Consider the following 19,183-nt stretch of genomic DNA (forward strand, 5'->3'; position numbering starts at 1 on the left):
ATGACCTGGTCGCTGAGCTTCGAGCCGCTCTTTTCCTGGCCTGTCCTGGCGGCGCTCCTTGTTCCGCTCGCCCTGCTGATGGCTGTCAGCCTGTTTCTGGGGCGGCGCGGGGCTCTGCTCCGGCTCGCCGCCCTTGCCGTCCTTGCGCTGGCGCTTTTCAATCCGGTCCTCCTCGATGAGCAGCGCGAGCCGCTCAAGAGCGTCGTCGCCGTCGTCGTCGATGAAAGCCAGAGCCAGGATATCGGCGAGCGCGCGGCGGAGACGCGGGAGGCGGCGGAGGCGCTAGTGCAGCAGCTTTCCCGCCTGGATGAATTCGAGGTACGGGTGGTCGAGGCGGGCCGAGACGGCGCCGCCGACGAACGCACCGAGACGCGCCTCTTTGGCGCGCTCGAGGCTGCGTTGCGCGACGTGCCGCCCTCGCGCGTGGGCGGCGCCATCATGATCACCGACGGGCAGGTGCACGATACGCCGGCCGATGCCAGCGGGTTTGCCGGTCCGTTGCACGCCCTTATCACCGGCGAGGAAGGCGAGCGCGACCGGCGCATCCGTTTCGAGCGCGCGCCGCGCTTCGCCATTGTGGACTCACCCGTGGAGCTTACCTATCGCGTTCTTTCCACGGAGGAGGAAAGCGGTCCGATCGATGTGGAGGTTTTCGTCAACGGCGAGCTGGCCGCCATGGAGCGTGCCACGATCGGCCGCGAAATGCCGGTCGAAATAACCGTTCCCAATGCCGGCAGGAATATTGTCGAGCTCAGAATCCCGACGGAGGAGGGGGAACTGACGCAGACGAACAACCGCGCCGTCGCCCTGATTGACGGAATACGCGAAAACCTTCGCGTGCTGCTGGTCTCGGGCGAACCGCATTCGGGGGAGCGCACCTGGCGCAACCTGCTGAAATCCGACGCGGCGGTTGACCTCGTCCACTTCACCATCCTGCGCCCGCCGGAAAAGCAGGACGGCACGCCCATCAACGAACTGTCGCTGATCGCCTTCCCGACGCGCGAGCTGTTCGTGGAGAAGATCAATGATTTCGACCTGATCATCTTCGACCGCTATCAGCACCGGGATGTGCTGCCGATCCTCTACTACGACTACATCGCCGAATATGTGGAGAACGGCGGCGCGCTGCTGATCGCCGCCGGTCCGGAATTCGCGGGCGAGCAGTCGATCGCGCGCACGCCGCTGATCGCGGCCCTGCCTGCTCTTCCTAACGGGCAGGTGGTGGAGGCGGGCTTCTATCCCCGCCTGAGCGAGACGGGCAAGCGCCACCCCGTTACGCGGGCTCTGGACGGCTCGGCATCCGACCCGCCGGACTGGAGCCGCTGGTTCCGCGCCATTGGCATCGACCGTCCGGAGGGCCAAGTGGTCATGGAGGGGCCCAACGGCATGCCGCTGCTGCTTCTGGCACGCGAGGGCGAAGGTCGTGTCGGCATGTTCTTGTCCGACCAGGGCTGGCTCTGGGCGCGCGGCTTCGAGGGCGGCGGCCCTTATGTGCCGCTCTACCGCCGCATCGCTCATTGGCTCATGAAGGAGCCGGAACTGGAGGAAGAGCGGCTGACGGCTCAGGGTCGCGGCATGACGCTTGAGATCGTCCGCCAGACCATGGCGGATGAGGCCGCTCCCGCCCTCGTCACCTCGCCGTCCGGCCAGACCCGCGAAGTGCAGCTGGAGGCTGAGGATCCCGGTCTTTTCCACGGAACGCTTCAGGTCGATGAGATCGGGCTCTACCAGGTCGAAAATGGCGACCTTTCGGCGCTTGCCCATGTGGGGCCGGTCAACGCGCCCGAATTCGCGGACACGGTTTCGACCGAAGAGAAGCTGCGGCCCGTTGCGGAGGAAAGCGGCGGCAGCGTGCGCCGGCTGGCGTCACGCCTGGGCGGGCCGAACCTGCCCAACATCGTGTCGGTGCGACCGAACGCCTCGTCCGCGGCCGGCCGCGATTGGATCGGGCTCCGCACCACCAATGACAGCGTGCTGAAGTCCGTGCGCCGCGTGCCCCTCTTCGCTGGTTTCCTGGGGCTGGGCCTGCTTCTGCTCGCCCTCGGCTCGATGTGGTACCGCGAAGGACGGTAGACATCCATGCGGTCTTCCGTTCGGGCCGTTTGAATTAAACGCCGCGCGCCTCTTAACCTAACCGGCTCAGGAAATCTTCTCCGGCGCAGCTGTCAGGGCAGGGGCTTCGTCGATGCGTTCCGCGGCGGCTGCGTGCATCACCATGCCTTGCAGAGCCGAAAGCGCCCCCTCGGTCAGCTCGCAGGCGAGCAGCCTTTTGGGGTTGACTGGGCGCGGCATCAGCAGTTGCCCCGGCGGCACCTGCTTGAAGCCAAGCGGTCCGTAATAAGGCTCGTCGCCCACCAGAAGCACCACGCCCCATCCCGCTTCGCGCGCGGCCTCCACCGAAATTCGAACCAGGTTTTTCCCGATGCCCCGGTTCTTGTAGTCCGGGCGGACGGCGAGGGGACCGAGCAGGAGGCCGCGGCCTTCACCTGCTATGATCCGCGTCAGTCGCACGGACGCCACCACCTTGCTCCTGTGCAGCGCCACGAAGGAAAGCGCGCGCTCGTGCGGGCCGCCCTCGCGAATGCAATGTGCTGCGCGGGTGAAGCGGGCTGGCCCGAACGCCTCGGCGTTGATCTCCTCGATTTCAGGGTCGTGCGCCGGGTCCTCCGGCTGGAATACGACGTCGGAAAGAAGCATGGCAAACGGTCCGGTGGTCTGAAAAGGACAGGAAGGCGGCATGTCGCCGCGATAGCCGCGCCACTGGCGCGTCAGCCCTTTCGTCGTCGCTCCACCCGGAAAAGCATCATCGCGTCGTTGCTCCGCAGTCGCGCCCCGCTAGCACCAAATGCGCCCGCCGTCCACCAGTTTGATGCGAATTGAGCCCGAACCGGAATTGTTGACGATGCGTTCAGGTTCGCGCCCTTGGGAATGGATCCGCCCCGTCCTAGATGTGTCTGCAACAGAAGGAGTATCACGATGGGCCTGCTTGTTGACGGCAAATGGCATGACGAATGGTATGACACCTCCCGGACAGGCGGGCGCTTTGAGCGGTCCAGGTCGCAGTTCAGGGATTTCGTGACGAAGGACGGCCGCCCCGCCGAAGGGCGCGAGCGCGGCTTCAAGGCCGAACCCGGGCGCTATCACCTTTACGTCTCCTACGCCTGTCCCTGGGCCCACCGCACGCTTATCTTCCGCAAGCTCAAAAGGCTGGAGGACGTCATCTCGGTCTCGGTGGTGCACCATTTTATGGGCGAGAGCGGCTGGACCTTCCTGAAGGAGGACGGCGCTACGGGAGACGGCCTCTACGGCTTCGACTATCTCCACCAGATCTACACCAAGGCCGATCCCCATTATTCGGGGCGGGTGACGGTTCCTGTTCTCTGGGACAAGAAGACGGAGACGATCGTCAACAACGAATCCTCCGAGATCATTCGCATGTTCAACGAGGCGTTCGACGAGTGGGGCGACGCGTCAGTCGATTTCTATCCTGCCGAACTGCGCGCCGAAATCGATGCGATCAACGAGCTCGTCTATGAGAATGTCAACAACGGCGTCTATCGCGCGGGCTTCGCAACCACGCAGGAAGCCTACGAGGAGGCCTTCCGGGCTCTGTTCGACACGCTGGACGAGCTGGAGAAGCGGCTGGGTCGTCAGCGATATCTCGCCGGCGGCCGCCTGACGGAAGCCGACTGGCGCCTTTTCACCACGTTGGTGCGGTTCGATCCGGTCTATGTGGGCCATTTCAAGTGCAATCTGCGCCGCATTGCCGACTATCCGAACCTGTCAAACTATCTGCGCGAGCTTTACCAGGTGAAGGGCGTGGCCGAGACAGTGAACCTGCATCACATCAAGGCCCATTATTATGGCAGCCACGCCACCATCAACCCGACCCGGATCGTTCCGCTCGGCCCCGAGATCGACTATATGGCGCCGCACAATCGCGACCTGCTGGCGAAAGCGGAGATGTAGCCACGCTACCACTCCGTGCTGACGGGCGCGCCCTCGAATATTTCGGCGAGCCGCCGCCGCGTGCCCGCCGTTATTCCTTTCGGCAGGTCGGCAAGCATGAAGAAGTGCGATTCGGCGATCTCCCTGTCCGGCTGGCGCTGTCCATCCTGGCGGAAGCGCGTCACCAGATAGACGGCGACGTGATCGCGCCGGCTTGCTTGGCGATTGAGGTGAATGGACCGCAGCTCCGGCGCGCCGGTGAGCTGGATGTTGCCTTCCTCGGCCAGCTCGCGGGAAAGTGAAGTTTCCATCGTCTCGCCCGGCTCCACGCCCCCGCCGGGGAGGTGCCACCCGTCCACATAGGTGTGGCGAACGAGCAGCACCGCGCGGCGTTCGGCATCGAAGACAACCCCGCGCACGCCCAGCGTCATGGGGCGCCGCAGCAGGTGGTAAAGGTGGAAAAGCCGCACCCTGAGGCGTGTAGGCCGGTTCGCTGCGGCAGGCATGATATGCTCGTCCCCGCTCATGAGCGGTAGTCCGAGGGCTGGAAAGGCAGGCGCACCTGCACTACAGACGGATCATGTTTCGGCTGGCGCATTTCTCCGACATCCATTTGGGGCCGCTCCCCGACATAACCTATCGTGACCTTCTGTCGAAGCGGATCACCGGTTTCATCAACTGGCACCGCCACCGGCGGGTGAGCCTCGACAACGGCATCATCGACCAGCTGAGCGATGACCTGCTCAGGGCCGCGCCCGATCATATCGCGCTCACCGGCGACCTGGTGAATCTCGCCCTAGATAAGGAGATCGAGATGGCGCGCCTGTGGCTGGAAGGCCTCGGAAAGCCCTCCGATATTTCCGTGGTGCCGGGCAATCACGATGCCTACGTGCCTGGCGCGATCGAAAAGATATGCGCCGCCTGGGGCGCCTATATGACGGGCGACGACACAGCCAGCCCCGCCACGCGCCATCATTTCCCCTATCTGAGACTGCGCGGACCGGTGGCGCTCATCGGTGTGTCCTCGGCGCGTGCCACCGCCCCCTTCCTCGCCAGCGGCTATTTCACCAGAATGCAGGAAAGGAAGACGGCCGAACTTCTGGAAGAGACGGGCAAGCGCGGCCTTTTCCGCATCATTCTCATCCACCATCCGCCTGTCCGCGGCGCCACGGGAACCCACAAGCGCCTCCTCGGCATCGGGCGTTTCCAGGATATGGTGCGGCGGCACGGTGCCGAGCTGGTGCTGCACGGGCATACGCATCTGGCGACCGTGCATCGCATCGAGGGTTATGGCGGCGCGACTGTGCCTGTGGTCGGCGTGGCTGCGGCCGGTCAGTCCCATGACGGCGGAAAGACGCCCGCGCACTACAATCTGCTGGAGATCGTGGGTTCGCCCGGCGCTTGGCAGGTGCAGCTCAAGAGGCGAGGGCCCGCCGAACCGGGCGGGCCGGTGGTCGAACTCTCCACACAATGGCTGGTCTCGACCGATCGCACCCCCGCATGAGGGGACTCATGCGGACGGAACCGGGCAAGGTCTACTGAAGCTCCAGCAGCCGCTGCAGTTCCGGAAAGCGGTCGGACAGGAAGAAAAGAACGCTCGCCACGCCGACGACACCGCCCGCCAGCACCAAGACGATCGCTCCGAGGAAGGCCTTCCACACGCTGGGGCGCCCCTCCGCTGGCGCGGCCTTTTCCTGCCCGTCCTCCGAATGCGCCTTCGGCCCGCGGGGCAGCGCCACCACCTCGCCCTCCACCATGCGCTGGCGCTCCACTAGCCGCTCCGCGATGTAGCGGGTGACCTGATCGGCGATGGGCTTGATTTCGGTGGATTCGGCAAGCACCACCCGGCCAAGCCGGGTGTCCCGCAGAAAACGGTAGGTGCGCCGGTCGTGCCCCAGCGTCACATGCGCCACGGCATCGATCCAGAGGCGCGGCTGCTGGCCCGAGGAGACCGCAAAATCGAAGATGGGATCGTCTTCCGGCACCTCGGCAAAGACGGGCTGAAGCTCCTGTGCGAGAAGTTCCAGACGCGTGCGGCTGGCCTCGCGCATTTCCACAACCACGTCCTCGCGGTCGGCGGCGGCCGTCTTCACTTCCCGTACGACGTCGGCGAGCCGGCGTACATTGCCCACGCTCGCCGCGCTCTGACCGGCTTCGCTCATGGGCGGTCCTCCAGAGACTGTAGCTAACGTATCGTTAACACGTCGCGGAAGGAAAATCATCCTGTGAGTGAAGGGGAAAGGCGGGAAACCCGGGAAAAGCGAAGCAGGCAGAATTGCCTGCCTGCCTTCAGCCTGGTCTTTCCGGCGCGTTTACTGCCTCAGGATCCGATTGGTGGCCGAGACCACCGCTTCGAGCGAGGCGGTGACGATGTTGGTGTTGATGCCCACGCCGAACAGCCTGCCGCCCGGATGCTCCATCTCCACATAGGCGACGGCCGCCGCATCGGTGCCGCGGCGCAGCGAGTGTTCGGAATAGTCGAACACCGACATCTCGACGCCGATATGCTTGGACAGGGCATCGACAAATCCGTCGATGGGGCCCGTACCCTTGCCGCGGATCACGATCTCCCGGCCGTTATCTAGGATGGTGGCCTCCACGATGCGCCGGCCTTTGACTTCCGGATCGGGGACGGTCTGATGATCGACGAATTTCAGGCGCGCTTCCGGCTGCTCCACATAGAGTTCCTGGAAGCGCTCATGGATTTTTTTTGAGGGCAGTTCCCGGCCTTCCGCATCGGCAATTGCCTGGATATCCTCGCGGAACTCGATCTGCAGGTTGCGCGGCAGGTTCAGGCCATAGTCGGCCTGCATGATGTAGGCGATTCCGCCCTTGCCGGACTGCGAGTTGATGCGGATGATCGCCTCATAGGTGCGCCCCACGTCCTGCGGGTCGATAGGCAGATAGGGCACCTCCCACAGCTCCTTGTTTGACTGGCGATAGGCCTTCATGCCCTTGTTGATGGCGTCCTGGTGGGAGCCGGAAAAGGCCGTGTAGACGAGTTCGCCCACATAAGGGTGGCGCTCCGGAATGCGCAGCTCGTTGGAATACTCGTAGACATCCTTGATGCGGTTGATGTCGGAGCAGTCCAGCATCGGGTCGACGCCCTGGGTGTACATGTTGAGCGCCAGCGTGACGACGTCCACATTGCCCGTCCGCTCGCCATTGCCGAACAGCGTGCCTTCCACGCGGTCCGCGCCCGCCATGAGGCCGAGCTCGGTGGCGGCGATGGCCGTGCCGCGATCGTTGTGAGGATGGAGCGAGACTATGAGGCTCTCCCGGCGGTCGAGGTTCCGGCACATCCATTCGATCTGGTCGGCATAGATGTTGGGCGTGGACATTTCCACCGTGGAGGGCAGGTTGATGATGAGCTTGTTCTCGGGCGTCGGGTCAACGATCTCGATCACCGCGTTGCAGATTTCGAGCGCCACTTCCAGTTCCGTGCCGGTGAAGCTTTCCGGCGAATACTGAAAGCGGTAGCCACCGCCGGCCTTGGCCGCCATGTCGGTGATCATCTTGGCGGCGTCGGTCGCGATCTGCTTGATGCCTGCCACGTCCTTGCCGAAGACGACGCGGCGCTGCAGCTCGCTGGTGGAGTTGTAGAAGTGCACGATGGGCCGCTTCGCACCCTCCAGCGCCTCGAAAGTGCGCTCGATCAGCTCCGGCCGGCACTGTACCAGCACCTGAAGCGAAACGTCGTCGGGCACATTGCCCTGTTCGATCGCCCAACGGGTGAAGTCGAAATCCGTCTGGGATGCGGAGGGAAAGCCGATTTCGATTTCCTTGAAGCCCATGTCGAGCAGAAGGGCGAGCATGCGCGCCTTCCGCTCCTGCCCCATCGGGTCGATGAGGGCCTGGTTGCCGTCGCGCAGGTCCACCGAACACCAGATCGGGGCTTTTTCGATGCGTTTTGACGGCCAGGTGCGGTCCGGTAGATCGACCTGCGGATAGGGCTGGTATTTGCGCGAGGCTGCCGGCATGCCCTTGGCACCCGTGCGCTGCTGTGCGGCTTGACTTTCGTTGTCCATATGTCACTCCCGGGCGGCTTCCGGCTGCGGCGAAGCAACCGTCTGCCTGTCAAGAATTCTCTTAGATCGGTGCGGGAAGGAGCGGGCCGGTGCTCGCGGCGACATCGATCGCCGGGTGCTCCTTCAACGGACCCGGCGATCGCCGATAAGGCCGAGAAGAAGGAGGCCGGAAGCAAGCGCGTGCGCCGCCGCGCAGGGGCGGGCGGTGGAAGCATAGCCGACGCAGCGTGCTCTCGTGATCATGGCGGCTTGATAGCGAAGAGGTGGGCGTGTTGCAAGCCGTTATCGATGCATACTGTGTCCGGCATCCGGATACTCGACAGGACCAGCTTGATCTTGCATCCAAATTTTCTCCTTCCCAGATGCTCCCCGCGAGGAAGGGGACGGCTGACCGGGAAGCCGGACAGCCTGCCGCCCGATCTATTCCAGTGAAATGCAGCCGAAAGGAGCGAAGTGAATGAAGCTGTATTTTTCGCCTGGTGCCTGCAGTCTTGCCGACCACATCGCGCTGCGTGAAGCCGGCCTCGACTTCGAGACCGTCCGGGTGGACTTGCGCGCGAAGACGACGGAAGCCGGCGAGGATTTCAACCGGGTGAATCCCAAGGGCTACGTGCCGGCACTGGTTTTCAAAGACGGCACGCTTCTTACGGAAAACGTGGCCATCCTCTCCTGGATTGCCGAGCAGGCGCCGCATCTGAAGCCGCAGGACACGATGGCGCGCACGCGCCTCATTGAAATGCTCGCCTTCATCAGTACCGAAGTGCACAAGCCCTTTGGCCGGCTGATGTTTGCACAGAACGAGGAGGACAAGGCCGCGCTTAAGGCACAGATCACAAGACGTCTGAAATTCCTCGCCGATGGGCTGAAGAGCGATTATCTGCTCGGCTCCGAATTCAGCACCGCCGACGCCTATCTTTACGTCATGCTTCGCTGGGCGAAGCGCCTCGGTGTCGAATTTCCGGCGCCGCTGGAGGCCTATTACGAGCGGATGGAAGCGCGGCCCGCGGTCAAGGCGGTCCTTGAGGAAGAAGGGCTCGCCAAGGCCGCCTGAATCATCCCGGCTTATGCGCCGCTGCCTATGAAGTGGCGGCGGTGCTCCGCGCCATCACCTCTTCAAAAGCCGCCTGCAACCTTTCGCGCACACCGGGGCCGGTTTTCGGTTTTGCGGGCGGGATGCCGAGATGCTCCTCGCGCAGCTCTTCCATGAACTCCTCCCAGAGCGGCGGCCCGCCTTCCTCCAAGAGCTGCGCGCGGATGGACAGCGCCTCGGTCACCGGCAGCCATTTGCGGCCCCAGGCGCCGATCATCGCAAAGACGGGCAGAAGCTCGATGCCCTTTTCCGTCAGGCTGTAGATCGCCTTCTGCTTGTGGCTCGGATCGTCCCTTTTCGAGATGACGCCTTCGGCCACCAGGCGGCGCAGGCGGTCTGCGAGGATATTGGACGCGATGCCTTCCTCGTTCAGCGAAAGCAGTTCGCGAAAATGCCGCCGGTTCCCGAACATCATGTCGCGCACCACGATGAGGGACCATTTGTCTCCCAGCACCTCAAGGGTGAGGTTGATCGGGCAGCCCGAGCGGTGAGCCTCCGCGTTCTCCAATTTTCCCGCCAATCCCATTCTCCAGAAACCGGTTGCAAAATAAGATCAGTTCATCTACCGTGCAACCAGTTGCAAAATGCAATCACATTGAGGCGGCTGACACCCCCGAGAGAATCGAACGATCGCGCCGGGAACCGCATGAGGAGAGCGCAATGGCCAAGCTTGTCTTCGCAATGAACCTGTCGCTGGACGGCTATATCGATCACGAGCACTTCGCACCGGGGCCGCAGCTTTTCCGTCACTGGATCGACTATGAGCGCAGCATTGCCGGCTCCGTGTATGGCCGCCGCATGTACGAGATCATGAGTTATTGGGACGAGGAGCGTCCCGAATGGACGGAGGATGAGCGCGAGTTCGCCGAAGCATGGCGGCGCCAGCCGAAATGGGTCGCTTCGCGCACGCTGCAGTCGGTCGGCCCGAACGCCACCCTCATCGGCGAAGATGTCGAGGCGGCGATACGGGACCTCAAGGACCAGCATTCAGGCGAAATCGCCATCGCCGGGGCCAGGCTCGCAGGAAGCCTCGCGAACCTCGGCCTGATCGACGAATACCGCCTCTACTTCCACCCCGTCGTGCTCGGCGGCGGCCAGCCCTTCTTCGACGGAGCGCGCCCGAAGCTGCGCCTCGAAGCGCGCGACCTGATCGGCGAGGACATTGTCAGGCTGACCTACGTGCCTGCCTGACCGGCCCCTCCGGATCGTCCGAATTCACCGGCAGCTCCGGCTGACCGGAGAAGGAACAACGCAGACTTGTCAGAAGGAAAGACAAAGATGAGACGTTTGGTTGCCTGGAACCTGATGACCCTCGACGGCTATTTCGAGGGCAAGACCCTGTGGGCCCTCGACTTTCACGAGACTGTCTGGGGAGACGAGTTGCACGACTTCTCCCTGGAACAGGGCAGGGAGGCCGGCACGTTGCTTTTCGGCCGGCGCACCTATGAGGGCATGGCCGATTACTGGACCAAGGCGACCGGTGACATCGCCGACATGATGAATTCGATCGACAAGGCGGTGGCGACCCGCACGCTCGATGAGGCGACGTGGAACAACACCCGGCTTCTCAAGGGTGAGGCCGTCGAAGCGGTCAGGGCGCTGAAGGCCGAGGACGGCAAGGACATTTTCGTATTCGGCAGCGCCAATCTGCTCGATTCGCTGCTTACCGCCGGGCTCGTCGATGAATACCGCATCTGTCTCGCGCCGGTGGTGCTGGGCGGTGGCAGCCCGCTGTTCAAGCCGCGGGAGAGTGAGCTGAGGATGCGCCTCGAAAGCACTCGCCCGCTCAAGACGGGCGGCGTGGTTCTCACCTACCGCATGAATGGATAGCCTTTTGCCGTGATGCCACGGAAGCGTGACCGGACGCGACGCTCCTGTCCGGCTTGATTCTGCCACTGTCGGATGGCGCCCTCCTCCTTCGTCCTTGGGGTAGCCCGGAAGGTGCCGGAACGGGGTAAGAAAAATTCCGGCGCCTTCAGGCCAAGTCTCGTCAGATAGGAGATTCCCATGCGCTACATGATGCTGATGATCCCCGCCGGCTATGAAAAGGCTCCCCCGGGGACCATGCCGGAGGATATCGAGGCGGTTTCCGCCATGATGAAATACAACGAAGCCCTGCAGAAGGCCGGCGTGCTGGTCGCTGCCGAGGGTCTGCATCCGCCCTCCATGGGCGCCCGTGTCTCCTTCGCCTCCGGTGAGCCGGTGGTCACCGACGGCCCGTTTGCCGAGGTCAAGGAAGTGGTTGGCGGCTTCTGGATCATCGACGTCGCCTCGCGCGAAGAGGCGATCGAATGGGCCAAGAAGTGCCCGGGCGGGCCGAACGAGACCATCGAGATCCGAAAGATCATGGAGATGGATGAGTTCTCCGGCGAGGTCCGCAAAATTGCCGAGGAATTTGTGGATATGCAGCACGGGCAGAAGGCTTAACGGTCTTCTGCCCCACGGCCCGAGAGCGGTGCACCATCGCCGCTCTTGATGGGGGACGCGGCAGCATGCACCATATGAAGAGCGGCCTCGCCAGCGAGGCCTGTGACTCGCGATGGAGAACCTTATGCTGCGTCCTCCGGGCTCCTCGGGCTCGCACCTTCCGCGCACCGGCATAGCTGTGCTCGACCACGAGCTGGCGGAGGAAATGGCGGTCGCCCTGGGCAACGCGGGCCGTCGCGCTGAGGAATGCCTCGGGCGGCTTTCGGCCCATCAGGGTGCGGAAGAAGAACGCGCGCGGCTTGTTCGTGAGGCGGCGGATGCCGTCTACGCCTATTTCATCCAGCGCGAGCTGTGCGGCTTCAAGCGTCACGACGACGTCGTGCGCAGCCTCGCCATTCCGCGCGCGGTGCTTGCCCGCCTCGGCGCGCGCTGAGGCTCATTCCCCGCGACAATCTGCCCTGTGCCACCGGGGCGTCTGGACAAGTGCGACCGTGGCGCATAGAAACCATCGCCGATTGCCGGGGGAAGTACCGGCCCGCACGGCGAGTCGGGCGGGCGGAATCGATGCACAGCTTCTTCCGGAAGGCATGAGGTGAAAGGACCGAGAGCCCCGTGAGCGATATCGATTCGACCCAGATGCCGGAACACACCCGCCGTGACTTCCTCTATGTGGCTACCGGCGCTGCCGGAGCCGTCGGCGCTGCTGCTGCCCTCTGGCCCTTCATCGACCAGATGCGTCCGGATGCGTCCACCCGCGCACTGGCTTCCATTCAGGTTGATGTATCGGGCGTTGAACCGGGCATGTCGCTCACGGTGAAGTGGCGCGGCCAGCCTGTCTTCATCCGCAACCGCACGGAGGCGGAGATCGAGGCCGCCCGTCAAGTGCCGCTGTCCGAGCTTAAGGACCCTGTGGCCCGCAACGCGAATCTGAATGCGGACGCGCCCGCCACCGACCTCTCGCGCTCCGCGGGCGAGGGCAGGGAGAACTGGCTCGTCATGATCGGCATCTGCACCCATCTGGGCTGCGTGCCGCTCGGCCAGCAGGGTGATTTCGGCGGATGGTTCTGCCCCTGCCATGGCTCGCACTACGACACGGCCGGCCGCATTCGCAAAGGACCCGCGCCGGAGAACATGGCCATTCCGACATTTGAATTCATCTCCGACACGGTCATCCAGATCGGCTAGGCAGGAGCAGACTTTCCATGAGCGGTGGACACTCGACCTATACGCCAAAAACCGGCCTCGGGCGCTGGATGGATGCGCGCCTGCCGCTGCCGCGGCTCATCTATGACTCCTTTGTCGCCTACCCGGTGCCGCGCAACCTGAATTACGCCTACACCTTCGGCGGCATCCTCACCCTGATGCTGGCGGTGCAGATCCTGACCGGCGTGGTGCTGGCCATGCACTATGCGGCCAACACCGAGATCGCCTTCGCCTCGGTGGAAAAGATCATGCGCGACGTCAACTCCGGCTGGCTGTTGCGCTACATGCACGCCAACGGCGCCTCGTTCTTCTTCATCGCGGTCTATGTCCACATCTTCCGCGGCCTTTACTACGGCTCCTACAAGGCCCCGCGCGAGCTTCTGTGGATCCTCGGCTGCATCATCTACCTCCTCATGATGGCCACAGCCTTCATGGGCTACGTGCTTCCCTGGGGACAGATGAGCTTCTGGGGTGCCACGGTGATCACGGGCTTCTTCACCGCGATCCCGCTGGTGGGAGACTGGATCCAGCAGCTTCTTCTGGGCGGCTTCGCGGTGGACAACCCCACGCTCAATCGCTTCTTCTCGCTGCACTATCTGCTGCCCTTCATGATTGCGGGCGTCGTCGTGCTGCACATCTGGGCTCTGCACGTGACGGGCCAGACAAACCCCACGGGCATCGAGGTGAAGCACAAGACCGACACCGTGGCCTTCACGCCCTACGCGACTGTCAAGGACGCGTTCGCGATGGTCGTCTTCCTCTTGGTCTTCGCCTACTTCATCTTCTACATCCCGAACTATCTGGGCCATCCGGACAACTACACCGAGGCCAACCCGCTTCAGACGCCGCCACACATCGTGCCTGAATGGTACTTCCTGCCCTTCTACGCGATCCTGCGCGCCATCACCTTCAACATCGGCCCGATCGACTCGAAGCTGGGCGGCGTGCTGGCCATGTTCGGTTCGATCGCGGTGCTGTTCGTCGTGCCGTGGCTGGACACCTCGAAAGTGCGCTCGGCAGTCTACCGGCCCTGGTACAAGGTGTTCTTCTGGCTCTTCGTGGCCGATGCCATCTTCCTGGGCTGGCTGGGTTCCAATCCTGCCGAGGGAATCTATGTCGCCATGGCGCAGGCGGCGACGGCCTACTACTTCGCCTTCTTCCTGATCATCATGCCGCTGCTCGGCTTCTTCGAGACGCCTCGGCGGCTGCCGAACTCGATCACCGAGGCGGTACTCGAGAAGAAGGGGACGGCGGCCGAGGTCCGGACCGTCGAAAGCTGAGCGATGCGCAAAGGGACTATGCCGATGAAAATGTTTTTCCGTGGCCTCGCCGCGCTCGGCCTTGGGCTCGCCTTCGCCGCTTCCGCGGCGGCCCAGGAGGAAGGGGAGACCGCCCACTATCCGATCAGGAAGCCTGTGGAGCAGGAGTGGTCTTTCAGCGGACCCTTCGGCACCTACGACAAGGCGCAGCTTCAGCGCGGCTTCAAGATCTACCGCGAGGTTTGCTCGTCCTGCCATTCGATGAACATGGTGGCATTCCGCACGCTCGAAGGCCTCGGCTACACCGAGGAGCAGGTGAGGGCGATCGCGGCCGAATACGAGGTTGAGGACGGTCCGGACGACAATGGCGACATGTTCACCCGGCCCGCCACGCCGTCCGATCACTTCCCCTCGCCCTTCGCCAATCCCGAGCAGGCGGCCGCTTCCAACAACGGTGCGGTTCCGCCGGACTTCTCGCTCATCGCCAAGGCGCGCGGCGCACATCGGGGCTTCCCGACCTTTATCGTCGATATCTTCACGCAATATGCGGAAGGCGGGGTGGATTACATCTACTCCCTGCTGACCGGCTATGAGGATCCGCCGGAAGGCGTGGAGATCCCCGAGGGCACCTATTACAACCCCTATTTCTTGAACGCCCCCTCGCTCGCGATGGCCCCGCCGCTGTCCGACGGCCTGGTCAGCTATGAGGACGGGACGCCCGAGACGGTCGATCAGTATGCGCGCGACGTGGCGGCGTTCCTGATGTGGGCTGCGGAACCTCATCTTGAAGCCCGCAAGCAGACCGGGTTCACCGTGATGATCTTCCTGGTCCTGTTCGGTGCGCTCGTCTACCTCACCAAGCGCAAGGTCTGGGCCGAGGTGCACTAGGCGCAATTCAGCCGGGATTTCTGTAAGGGCGCCTCGCAGGCGCCCTTTTCATTGGCGTTGATAACGGGCAAAAAGGGCGGGGGCATTTTTGATGACATCCGCACTCGAAGAAGCGCTTCTCGCTGCCATACGCACGATCCCGGACTATCCGAGGCCGGGGATACTCTTTCGCGATATCACGACGTTGCTTGGCAATGCGCGCGCCTTCCGACGCGCGGTGGACGAGCTTGTCCATCCATATGCCGGCTCCAAGATCGACAAGATCGCCGGCATCGAGGCGCGGGGCTTCATTCTCGGCGGGGCCGTGGCGCACCAGCTCTCCGCCGGCTTCATCCCCATTCGCAAGAAAGGCAAGCTACCGCACGAGACGGTGCGTGTCGCCTACAGCCTCGAATACGGCCTCGACGAGATGGAGATGCACGTCGATGCGGTCTCCGCTGGCGAGAAGGTCATCTTGGTGGATGATTTGATCGCCACCGGCGGGACGGCGGAAGCAGCGGTGCGGCTCCTGCGCCAGATGGGCGCCGAAATCGTGGCCGCCTGCTTCGTCATCGATCTGCCGGACCTCGGCGGCCGGGCGCGGCTGGAGGCGCTGGGCGTGGAGGTGCGCACGCTGATCGCCTTCGAAGGCGAGTAAAGGGCTACTCGGCCTTCACCGGCACGCGGCCCTCGAACTCCAGCACCCGTTCGCCTTTGTCGTTGAAGGCTTCCGCCTTTGAGGAAAGGAGCCGCCAGCCCGGGCGGGAGGCGATGGGCTCAAGGGAAAGATTGGTGCGCGTGAAGGTGATGGTGTCGCCTGCATAGACGGGCTTCAGCCATTTGAGATTGGAGAAGCCGGTGGGTGGGCCGAATTCCGGCCGCGAGCCCGGGCCGTCCCAGTCTTCCAGAGACTGCCTAATGCTCTGAAGATTGTAGCGCATCCACATGGCGCAGCTCTGCCAGCCGGACGCGCACAGCCCGCCGAATATGCTTTGCCTCGCGGCTTCCTCGTCGAGATGGAAGGGCTGCGGGTCGTATTTCGCCGCAAAGCGCTTGATTTCCTCCGCCGTGAAGGTGTGACGGCCGAGGGTCACCGTCTCGCTCAGCTTGAGAAAGGCATCGAGGCTCATGCGTCATCTCTCGGGTGGCGCAGGCCGAAGAAGACGGGATTGTCGCATTCCATGACGGTCTCGCCGCGCTGGTTCTTCACCACGTGGCGGAAGATCACGAGGCCAAGCCCCGGCCGCGATTTCAGGATACGGCGCGAAAGCACGGTTATGTGCCCCGAAAGCGTGTCTCCCGCCCGCACCGGCGCATTCCACCGCATCTCGGTAATCCCCGGCGAGCCTTGCGAAGTCGAGTCGAGCAGGATCGCTTCGCAGAACATGCGCATGAAAAGGGCGCCTGCATGCCAGCCGGAGCCGGCGGCGCTCAGCGCGTTTCCAGGTTCCGCTTCCTCGTCAGGGTGCGAGGGTTCAGGGTCGAATTGGCTGGAGAAGGCGGCGATCTCCTCCGCGGTCACGCGCGTTTCGGGCAGGTGGAAGACCCGTCCCTCCTGCAGTTCCTCGAAGGCCAGTTTGCGCGCGGTCATCGCCTCCTGCCGTCAGACATTGAACTTGAACAGCATCACATCGCCGTCCTGCACGACATAGTCCTTGCCCTCGTCGCGCGCCTTGCCCGCCTCGCGCGCGGCCGTCTCGCCGCCCAGGCGCACATAGTCATCATAGGCGATAGTCTGGGCGCGGATGAAGCCGCGCTCGAAATCCGTATGGATTTCACCCGCCGCCTGCGGCGCCTTCGCGCCTCTCTTCACGGTCCAGGCGCGCGCCTCTTTCGGCCCGGCGGTGAAGAAGGTGATGAGGTCGAGCAGGGCATATCCGGCATGGATCAGCCGGTTGAGCCCGGGTTCTTCCAGCCCCATGGCTTCCAGATATTCCCGCGCCTCCTCGTCGGGAAGCTGGGCTACCTCCGCCTCGATCGCTGCGGAGATCACGACGGTTTTCGCACCCTGTTCGGCGGCCATCTTTTCCACGGCGGCCGTATGCTCATTGCCGCTGGCCGCATCCTCTTCAGCGACATTGCAGACATAGAGCACCGGCTTCGAGGTCAGCAGGTTGAGTGAGCGCAGGATGCGCCTGCCTTCCTCGTCAAGTTCCGGAACCATGAGCCGCACCGGCTTTCCTTCCTGAAGCAGTGCCAGCGCCCGCTCCATCACGGGAAGCACGGCCATCGCTTCCTTGTCCTTGCCCGTGGCGCGCTTGCGCATCTGCACGATGCGCCGCTCGAGGCTTTCAAGGTCGGCCAGCATCAGCTCGGTGTCCACCGTGGCGGCGTCCGCCACCGGGTCCACCCGGCCCTCCACATGGGTGATGTCGTCGTCCTCGAAGCAGCGCAGCACATGGACGATTGCGTCCACCTCGCGGATGTTGGCGAGGAACTGGTTGCCGAGCCCTTCGCCCTTGGACGCACCGCGCACCAGCCCGGCGATGTCCACGAAGGAAATGCGCGTCGGCACGATTTCCTTCGATCCTGCGATTTCCGCGATTTTCGTGAGCCGCGCGTCCGGCACCGCCACCTCGCCCGTGTTCGGCTCGATGGTACAGAAGGGATAGTTTGCCGCCTGTGCGGCGGCCGTCCGCGTCAGGGCATTGAAGAGCGTCGATTTGCCGACATTAGGCAGTCCGACGATGCCGCATTTGAAACCCATGAATTCTCGTCCTGTAGGCGGTCAGAAAATGCTTGCAGGGCTATGGGCGAAGGTGCCGAGGATCGTCAAGCCCTCGTCCGGGTATGAAGCGTAAGGCGCGCGCGGGAAGCTCACTGCCGGCCGAGAAGCTTCTTCAGCATGGCGGCCATGGGGCCGCCTTCCGGCATTTTCGCCGGTACCTTCGGCCTTGCCTGAGGGATATGGCTCTGCCCCTTGGGTCCCGCCTTTCCCTCCGGCGATTCCGATTTGTTCTCGCGGGCTTTTATAGCAAGGCTCACCTTGTTCATGAAGCCGGAATCGTCGCCTTCCGCCAGAAGGGCGATATGTTCTGCCACCGCGTCGAGCATCGGTTCGAGCCATTCATGGTCGGCCTTGGCGAAGTCCGATAGAACGTGGGCATTGACCCGCCCCTTGTCGCCCGGATGCCCGATGCCGATGCGCACTCGGCGGTAGTCCTTGCCGCAATGCGCGTCGATCGACTTGATCCCGTTGTGCCCGCCAGCGCCACCCCCTTTCTTGACGCGCAGCTTGCCGGGCGCAAGGTCGAGCTCGTCATAGAGCACGATCAGGTTTTCGGGCTCGAGCTTATAGAAACGCATCGCCTCGCCGACCGCCTGGCCGGAAAGGTTCATATAGGTCTGGGGCTTCATGAGAAGCACCTTCTCGGCCCCGAGCCGGCCCTCGCAGACGAGGGCGTTGAATTTCTTCGTCCAGGGCGAAAAGGAATGGCGGCGGGCGATCGCATCCGCCGCCATGAAGCCGACATTGTGGCGGTGGCCGGCATATTGCCGGCCGGGATTGCCAAGCCCTGCGATGATAAGCATGGGACAGGGCCCCACGGTATGAGTTTATTCCTGGCTCTCGCCTGCAGCCCCGCCTTCGGCGCCCTCGCCAGACTCGGCCTCCTCTTGCTCGAGCTTCAGGCCAGCAGGGGCGGCGATAGTGGCAATGGTGAAGTCGCGATCGGTGATCGTGGGCGTCACGCCTTCCGGCAGCTTCACGGCCGAGATATGCACCGAATCGCCGATGTCTAGGCCCTCGAGATCCACTTCGATGGCGTCCGGAATGGCGTTGGCCGGGCAGGTGAACTCGATCTCGTGGCGCACCACGTTCAGGACGCCTCCGCGCCGAATGCCGGGCGCCTTGTCCTCGTTGATGAAGTGCGCGGGCACCATCACCGTCACGACGGTATCCCTGCCGACGCGCAGGAAGTCCACATGCATCAGGAAACCGCGCACCGGATCAAGCTGATACTCGCGCGGCAGCACCTGCAGCTTCTTGCCATCCACATCGATGTTCGCCAGTGTGGTCATGAAGCCACCGGCGTGAATGCGTTGAAAGACGTCCTTGTAGGGAAGCGCGATCGAAAGAGGGGGCTGCTTTTCGCCGTAGATGACGGCGGGAACCTTGCCGTTGCGCCGAAGAGCCCGGGCGGCCCCCTTGCCGACCCGTTCGCGCGCCTCGGCCTTCAGTTCATAGGCCTCATGGCTCATGGGCTTATCCTTTCACGTTTTCGGAGCTGTTTCGGAAGGCGCGGGCCGCCCGAAACGAGAAAGCCGCCAGCGGCGTTTTACGCCTGCGGCCGGCTTCCGTCCGCGTTGCCTCCAAGGGTGTCTGCGCGGACGCGCGGTCTATAGCGGATGGGAGGGTAGGG

General features: G+C 63.6%; 22 protein-coding genes. 12 read left to right on the forward strand and 10 right to left on the reverse strand.

Features of this window, described 5'->3' with window-relative positions; translation table 11 throughout:
• Complete coding sequence (locus NYR54_RS12745) at positions 1 to 2,073, forward strand: hypothetical protein (protein ID WP_261516041.1); 2,073 nt, start codon at positions 1 to 3, stop codon at positions 2,071 to 2,073.
• A 66-nt stretch (positions 2,074 to 2,139) separates the two neighbouring features.
• On the opposite strand, the gene NYR54_RS12750 is transcribed toward NYR54_RS12745, so the two are convergent.
• Positions 2,140 to 2,697 carry a GNAT family N-acetyltransferase gene (locus tag NYR54_RS12750; RefSeq protein ID WP_261516042.1) on the reverse strand — a complete coding sequence of 186 codons (558 nt, stop codon included), beginning with the start codon at positions 2,695 to 2,697 and terminating at the stop codon, positions 2,140 to 2,142.
• Positions 2,698 to 2,976: 279 nt separating this feature from the next.
• Here NYR54_RS12750 and NYR54_RS12755 point away from each other — a divergent pair, with 279 nt between their 5' ends.
• A complete protein-coding gene (locus NYR54_RS12755) occupies positions 2,977 to 3,969 on the forward strand; it encodes a glutathione S-transferase family protein (RefSeq protein WP_261516043.1) in 993 nt (330 codons plus the stop codon).
• A gap of 5 nt (positions 3,970 to 3,974) precedes the next feature.
• Here the strand turns inward: NYR54_RS12755 and NYR54_RS12760 are convergent, their stop codons facing one another.
• On the reverse strand, positions 3,975 to 4,475 hold the full coding sequence (locus NYR54_RS12760; RefSeq protein ID WP_261516044.1) for an NUDIX domain-containing protein: 501 nt from the start codon (positions 4,473 to 4,475) through the stop codon (positions 3,975 to 3,977).
• Positions 4,476 to 4,528: 53 nt separating this feature from the next.
• Between NYR54_RS12760 and NYR54_RS12765 the strand changes: the two genes are divergently transcribed.
• A complete protein-coding gene (locus NYR54_RS12765; protein ID WP_261516045.1) occupies positions 4,529 to 5,452 on the forward strand; it encodes a metallophosphoesterase family protein in 924 nt (307 codons plus the stop codon).
• 31 nt (positions 5,453 to 5,483) lie between these two features.
• Here the strand turns inward: NYR54_RS12765 and NYR54_RS12770 are convergent, their stop codons facing one another.
• Positions 5,484 to 6,110, reverse strand: a complete 627-nt coding sequence (locus NYR54_RS12770) for a hypothetical protein (RefSeq protein WP_261516046.1) — start codon at positions 6,108 to 6,110, stop codon at positions 5,484 to 5,486.
• Positions 6,111 to 6,260: 150 nt separating this feature from the next.
• On the reverse strand, positions 6,261 to 7,928 hold the full coding sequence (leuA, locus tag NYR54_RS12775; protein ID WP_261516183.1) for a 2-isopropylmalate synthase: 1,668 nt from the start codon (positions 7,926 to 7,928) through the stop codon (positions 6,261 to 6,263).
• Positions 7,929 to 8,433: 505 nt separating this feature from the next.
• Between leuA and NYR54_RS12780 the strand changes: the two genes are divergently transcribed.
• Complete coding sequence (locus NYR54_RS12780; protein WP_261516047.1) at positions 8,434 to 9,027, forward strand: glutathione binding-like protein; 594 nt, start codon at positions 8,434 to 8,436, stop codon at positions 9,025 to 9,027.
• Between the two features lie 25 nt (positions 9,028 to 9,052).
• Here the strand turns inward: NYR54_RS12780 and NYR54_RS12785 are convergent, their stop codons facing one another.
• Complete coding sequence (locus NYR54_RS12785; protein WP_423738612.1) at positions 9,053 to 9,592, reverse strand: winged helix-turn-helix transcriptional regulator; 540 nt, start codon at positions 9,590 to 9,592, stop codon at positions 9,053 to 9,055.
• A gap of 134 nt (positions 9,593 to 9,726) precedes the next feature.
• Here NYR54_RS12785 and NYR54_RS12790 point away from each other — a divergent pair, with 134 nt between their 5' ends.
• The 8 genes from NYR54_RS12790 (at position 9,727) to NYR54_RS12825 (ending at position 15,480) form a co-directional block, all read left to right on the forward strand.
• Positions 9,727 to 10,257: a dihydrofolate reductase family protein gene (locus NYR54_RS12790; protein ID WP_261516049.1), complete on the forward strand. Its 531-nt coding sequence runs from the start codon at positions 9,727 to 9,729 to the stop codon at positions 10,255 to 10,257.
• A gap of 87 nt (positions 10,258 to 10,344) precedes the next feature.
• Complete coding sequence (locus NYR54_RS12795) at positions 10,345 to 10,896, forward strand: dihydrofolate reductase family protein (protein ID WP_261516050.1); 552 nt, start codon at positions 10,345 to 10,347, stop codon at positions 10,894 to 10,896.
• A 177-nt stretch (positions 10,897 to 11,073) separates the two neighbouring features.
• Positions 11,074 to 11,493, forward strand: coding sequence for a YciI family protein (locus tag NYR54_RS12800; RefSeq protein ID WP_261516051.1), 420 nt, complete (start codon positions 11,074 to 11,076; stop codon positions 11,491 to 11,493).
• A gap of 124 nt (positions 11,494 to 11,617) precedes the next feature.
• Complete coding sequence (locus NYR54_RS12805) at positions 11,618 to 11,926, forward strand: DUF6665 family protein (RefSeq protein ID WP_261516052.1); 309 nt, start codon at positions 11,618 to 11,620, stop codon at positions 11,924 to 11,926.
• A gap of 203 nt (positions 11,927 to 12,129) precedes the next feature.
• The gene (gene petA, locus NYR54_RS12810) at positions 12,130 to 12,678 is read left to right on the forward strand and encodes a ubiquinol-cytochrome c reductase iron-sulfur subunit (RefSeq protein ID WP_261516184.1); all 549 of its coding nucleotides are present in this window, start codon (positions 12,130 to 12,132) and stop codon (positions 12,676 to 12,678) included.
• Between the two features lie 17 nt (positions 12,679 to 12,695).
• Positions 12,696 to 13,976 (forward strand): cytochrome b, encoded by a 1,281-nt coding sequence (locus NYR54_RS12815; RefSeq protein ID WP_261516053.1) that lies wholly within the window; start codon positions 12,696 to 12,698, stop codon positions 13,974 to 13,976.
• A 24-nt stretch (positions 13,977 to 14,000) separates the two neighbouring features.
• Positions 14,001 to 14,843: a cytochrome c1 gene (locus NYR54_RS12820; RefSeq protein WP_261516054.1), complete on the forward strand. Its 843-nt coding sequence runs from the start codon at positions 14,001 to 14,003 to the stop codon at positions 14,841 to 14,843.
• 91 nt (positions 14,844 to 14,934) lie between these two features.
• The gene (locus NYR54_RS12825) at positions 14,935 to 15,480 is read left to right on the forward strand and encodes an adenine phosphoribosyltransferase (RefSeq protein ID WP_261516055.1); all 546 of its coding nucleotides are present in this window, start codon (positions 14,935 to 14,937) and stop codon (positions 15,478 to 15,480) included.
• Between the two features lie 4 nt (positions 15,481 to 15,484).
• On the opposite strand, the gene NYR54_RS12830 is transcribed toward NYR54_RS12825, so the two are convergent.
• From NYR54_RS12830 to NYR54_RS12850, 5 genes are all read right to left on the reverse strand, one after another.
• On the reverse strand, positions 15,485 to 15,952 hold the full coding sequence (locus NYR54_RS12830; RefSeq protein ID WP_261516056.1) for a MaoC family dehydratase: 468 nt from the start codon (positions 15,950 to 15,952) through the stop codon (positions 15,485 to 15,487).
• Positions 15,949 to 16,413: a MaoC family dehydratase gene (locus tag NYR54_RS12835; protein WP_261516057.1), complete on the reverse strand. Its 465-nt coding sequence runs from the start codon at positions 16,411 to 16,413 to the stop codon at positions 15,949 to 15,951. Before NYR54_RS12835 ends, NYR54_RS12830 begins: the two co-directional genes overlap by 4 nt.
• A gap of 12 nt (positions 16,414 to 16,425) precedes the next feature.
• Positions 16,426 to 17,529: a redox-regulated ATPase YchF gene (ychF, locus tag NYR54_RS12840; RefSeq protein ID WP_261516064.1), complete on the reverse strand. Its 1,104-nt coding sequence runs from the start codon at positions 17,527 to 17,529 to the stop codon at positions 16,426 to 16,428.
• 110 nt (positions 17,530 to 17,639) lie between these two features.
• Positions 17,640 to 18,353, reverse strand: coding sequence for an aminoacyl-tRNA hydrolase (pth, locus tag NYR54_RS12845; protein WP_261516065.1), 714 nt, complete (start codon positions 18,351 to 18,353; stop codon positions 17,640 to 17,642).
• A 24-nt stretch (positions 18,354 to 18,377) separates the two neighbouring features.
• Complete coding sequence (locus tag NYR54_RS12850) at positions 18,378 to 19,022, reverse strand: 50S ribosomal protein L25/general stress protein Ctc (RefSeq protein ID WP_261516067.1); 645 nt, start codon at positions 19,020 to 19,022, stop codon at positions 18,378 to 18,380.
• Positions 19,023 to 19,183 lie beyond the last annotated feature (161 nt).

This window comes from Chelativorans petroleitrophicus, assembly GCF_025398195.1.
GTDB lineage: Bacteria > Pseudomonadota > Alphaproteobacteria > Rhizobiales > Rhizobiaceae > Chelativorans > Chelativorans petroleitrophicus.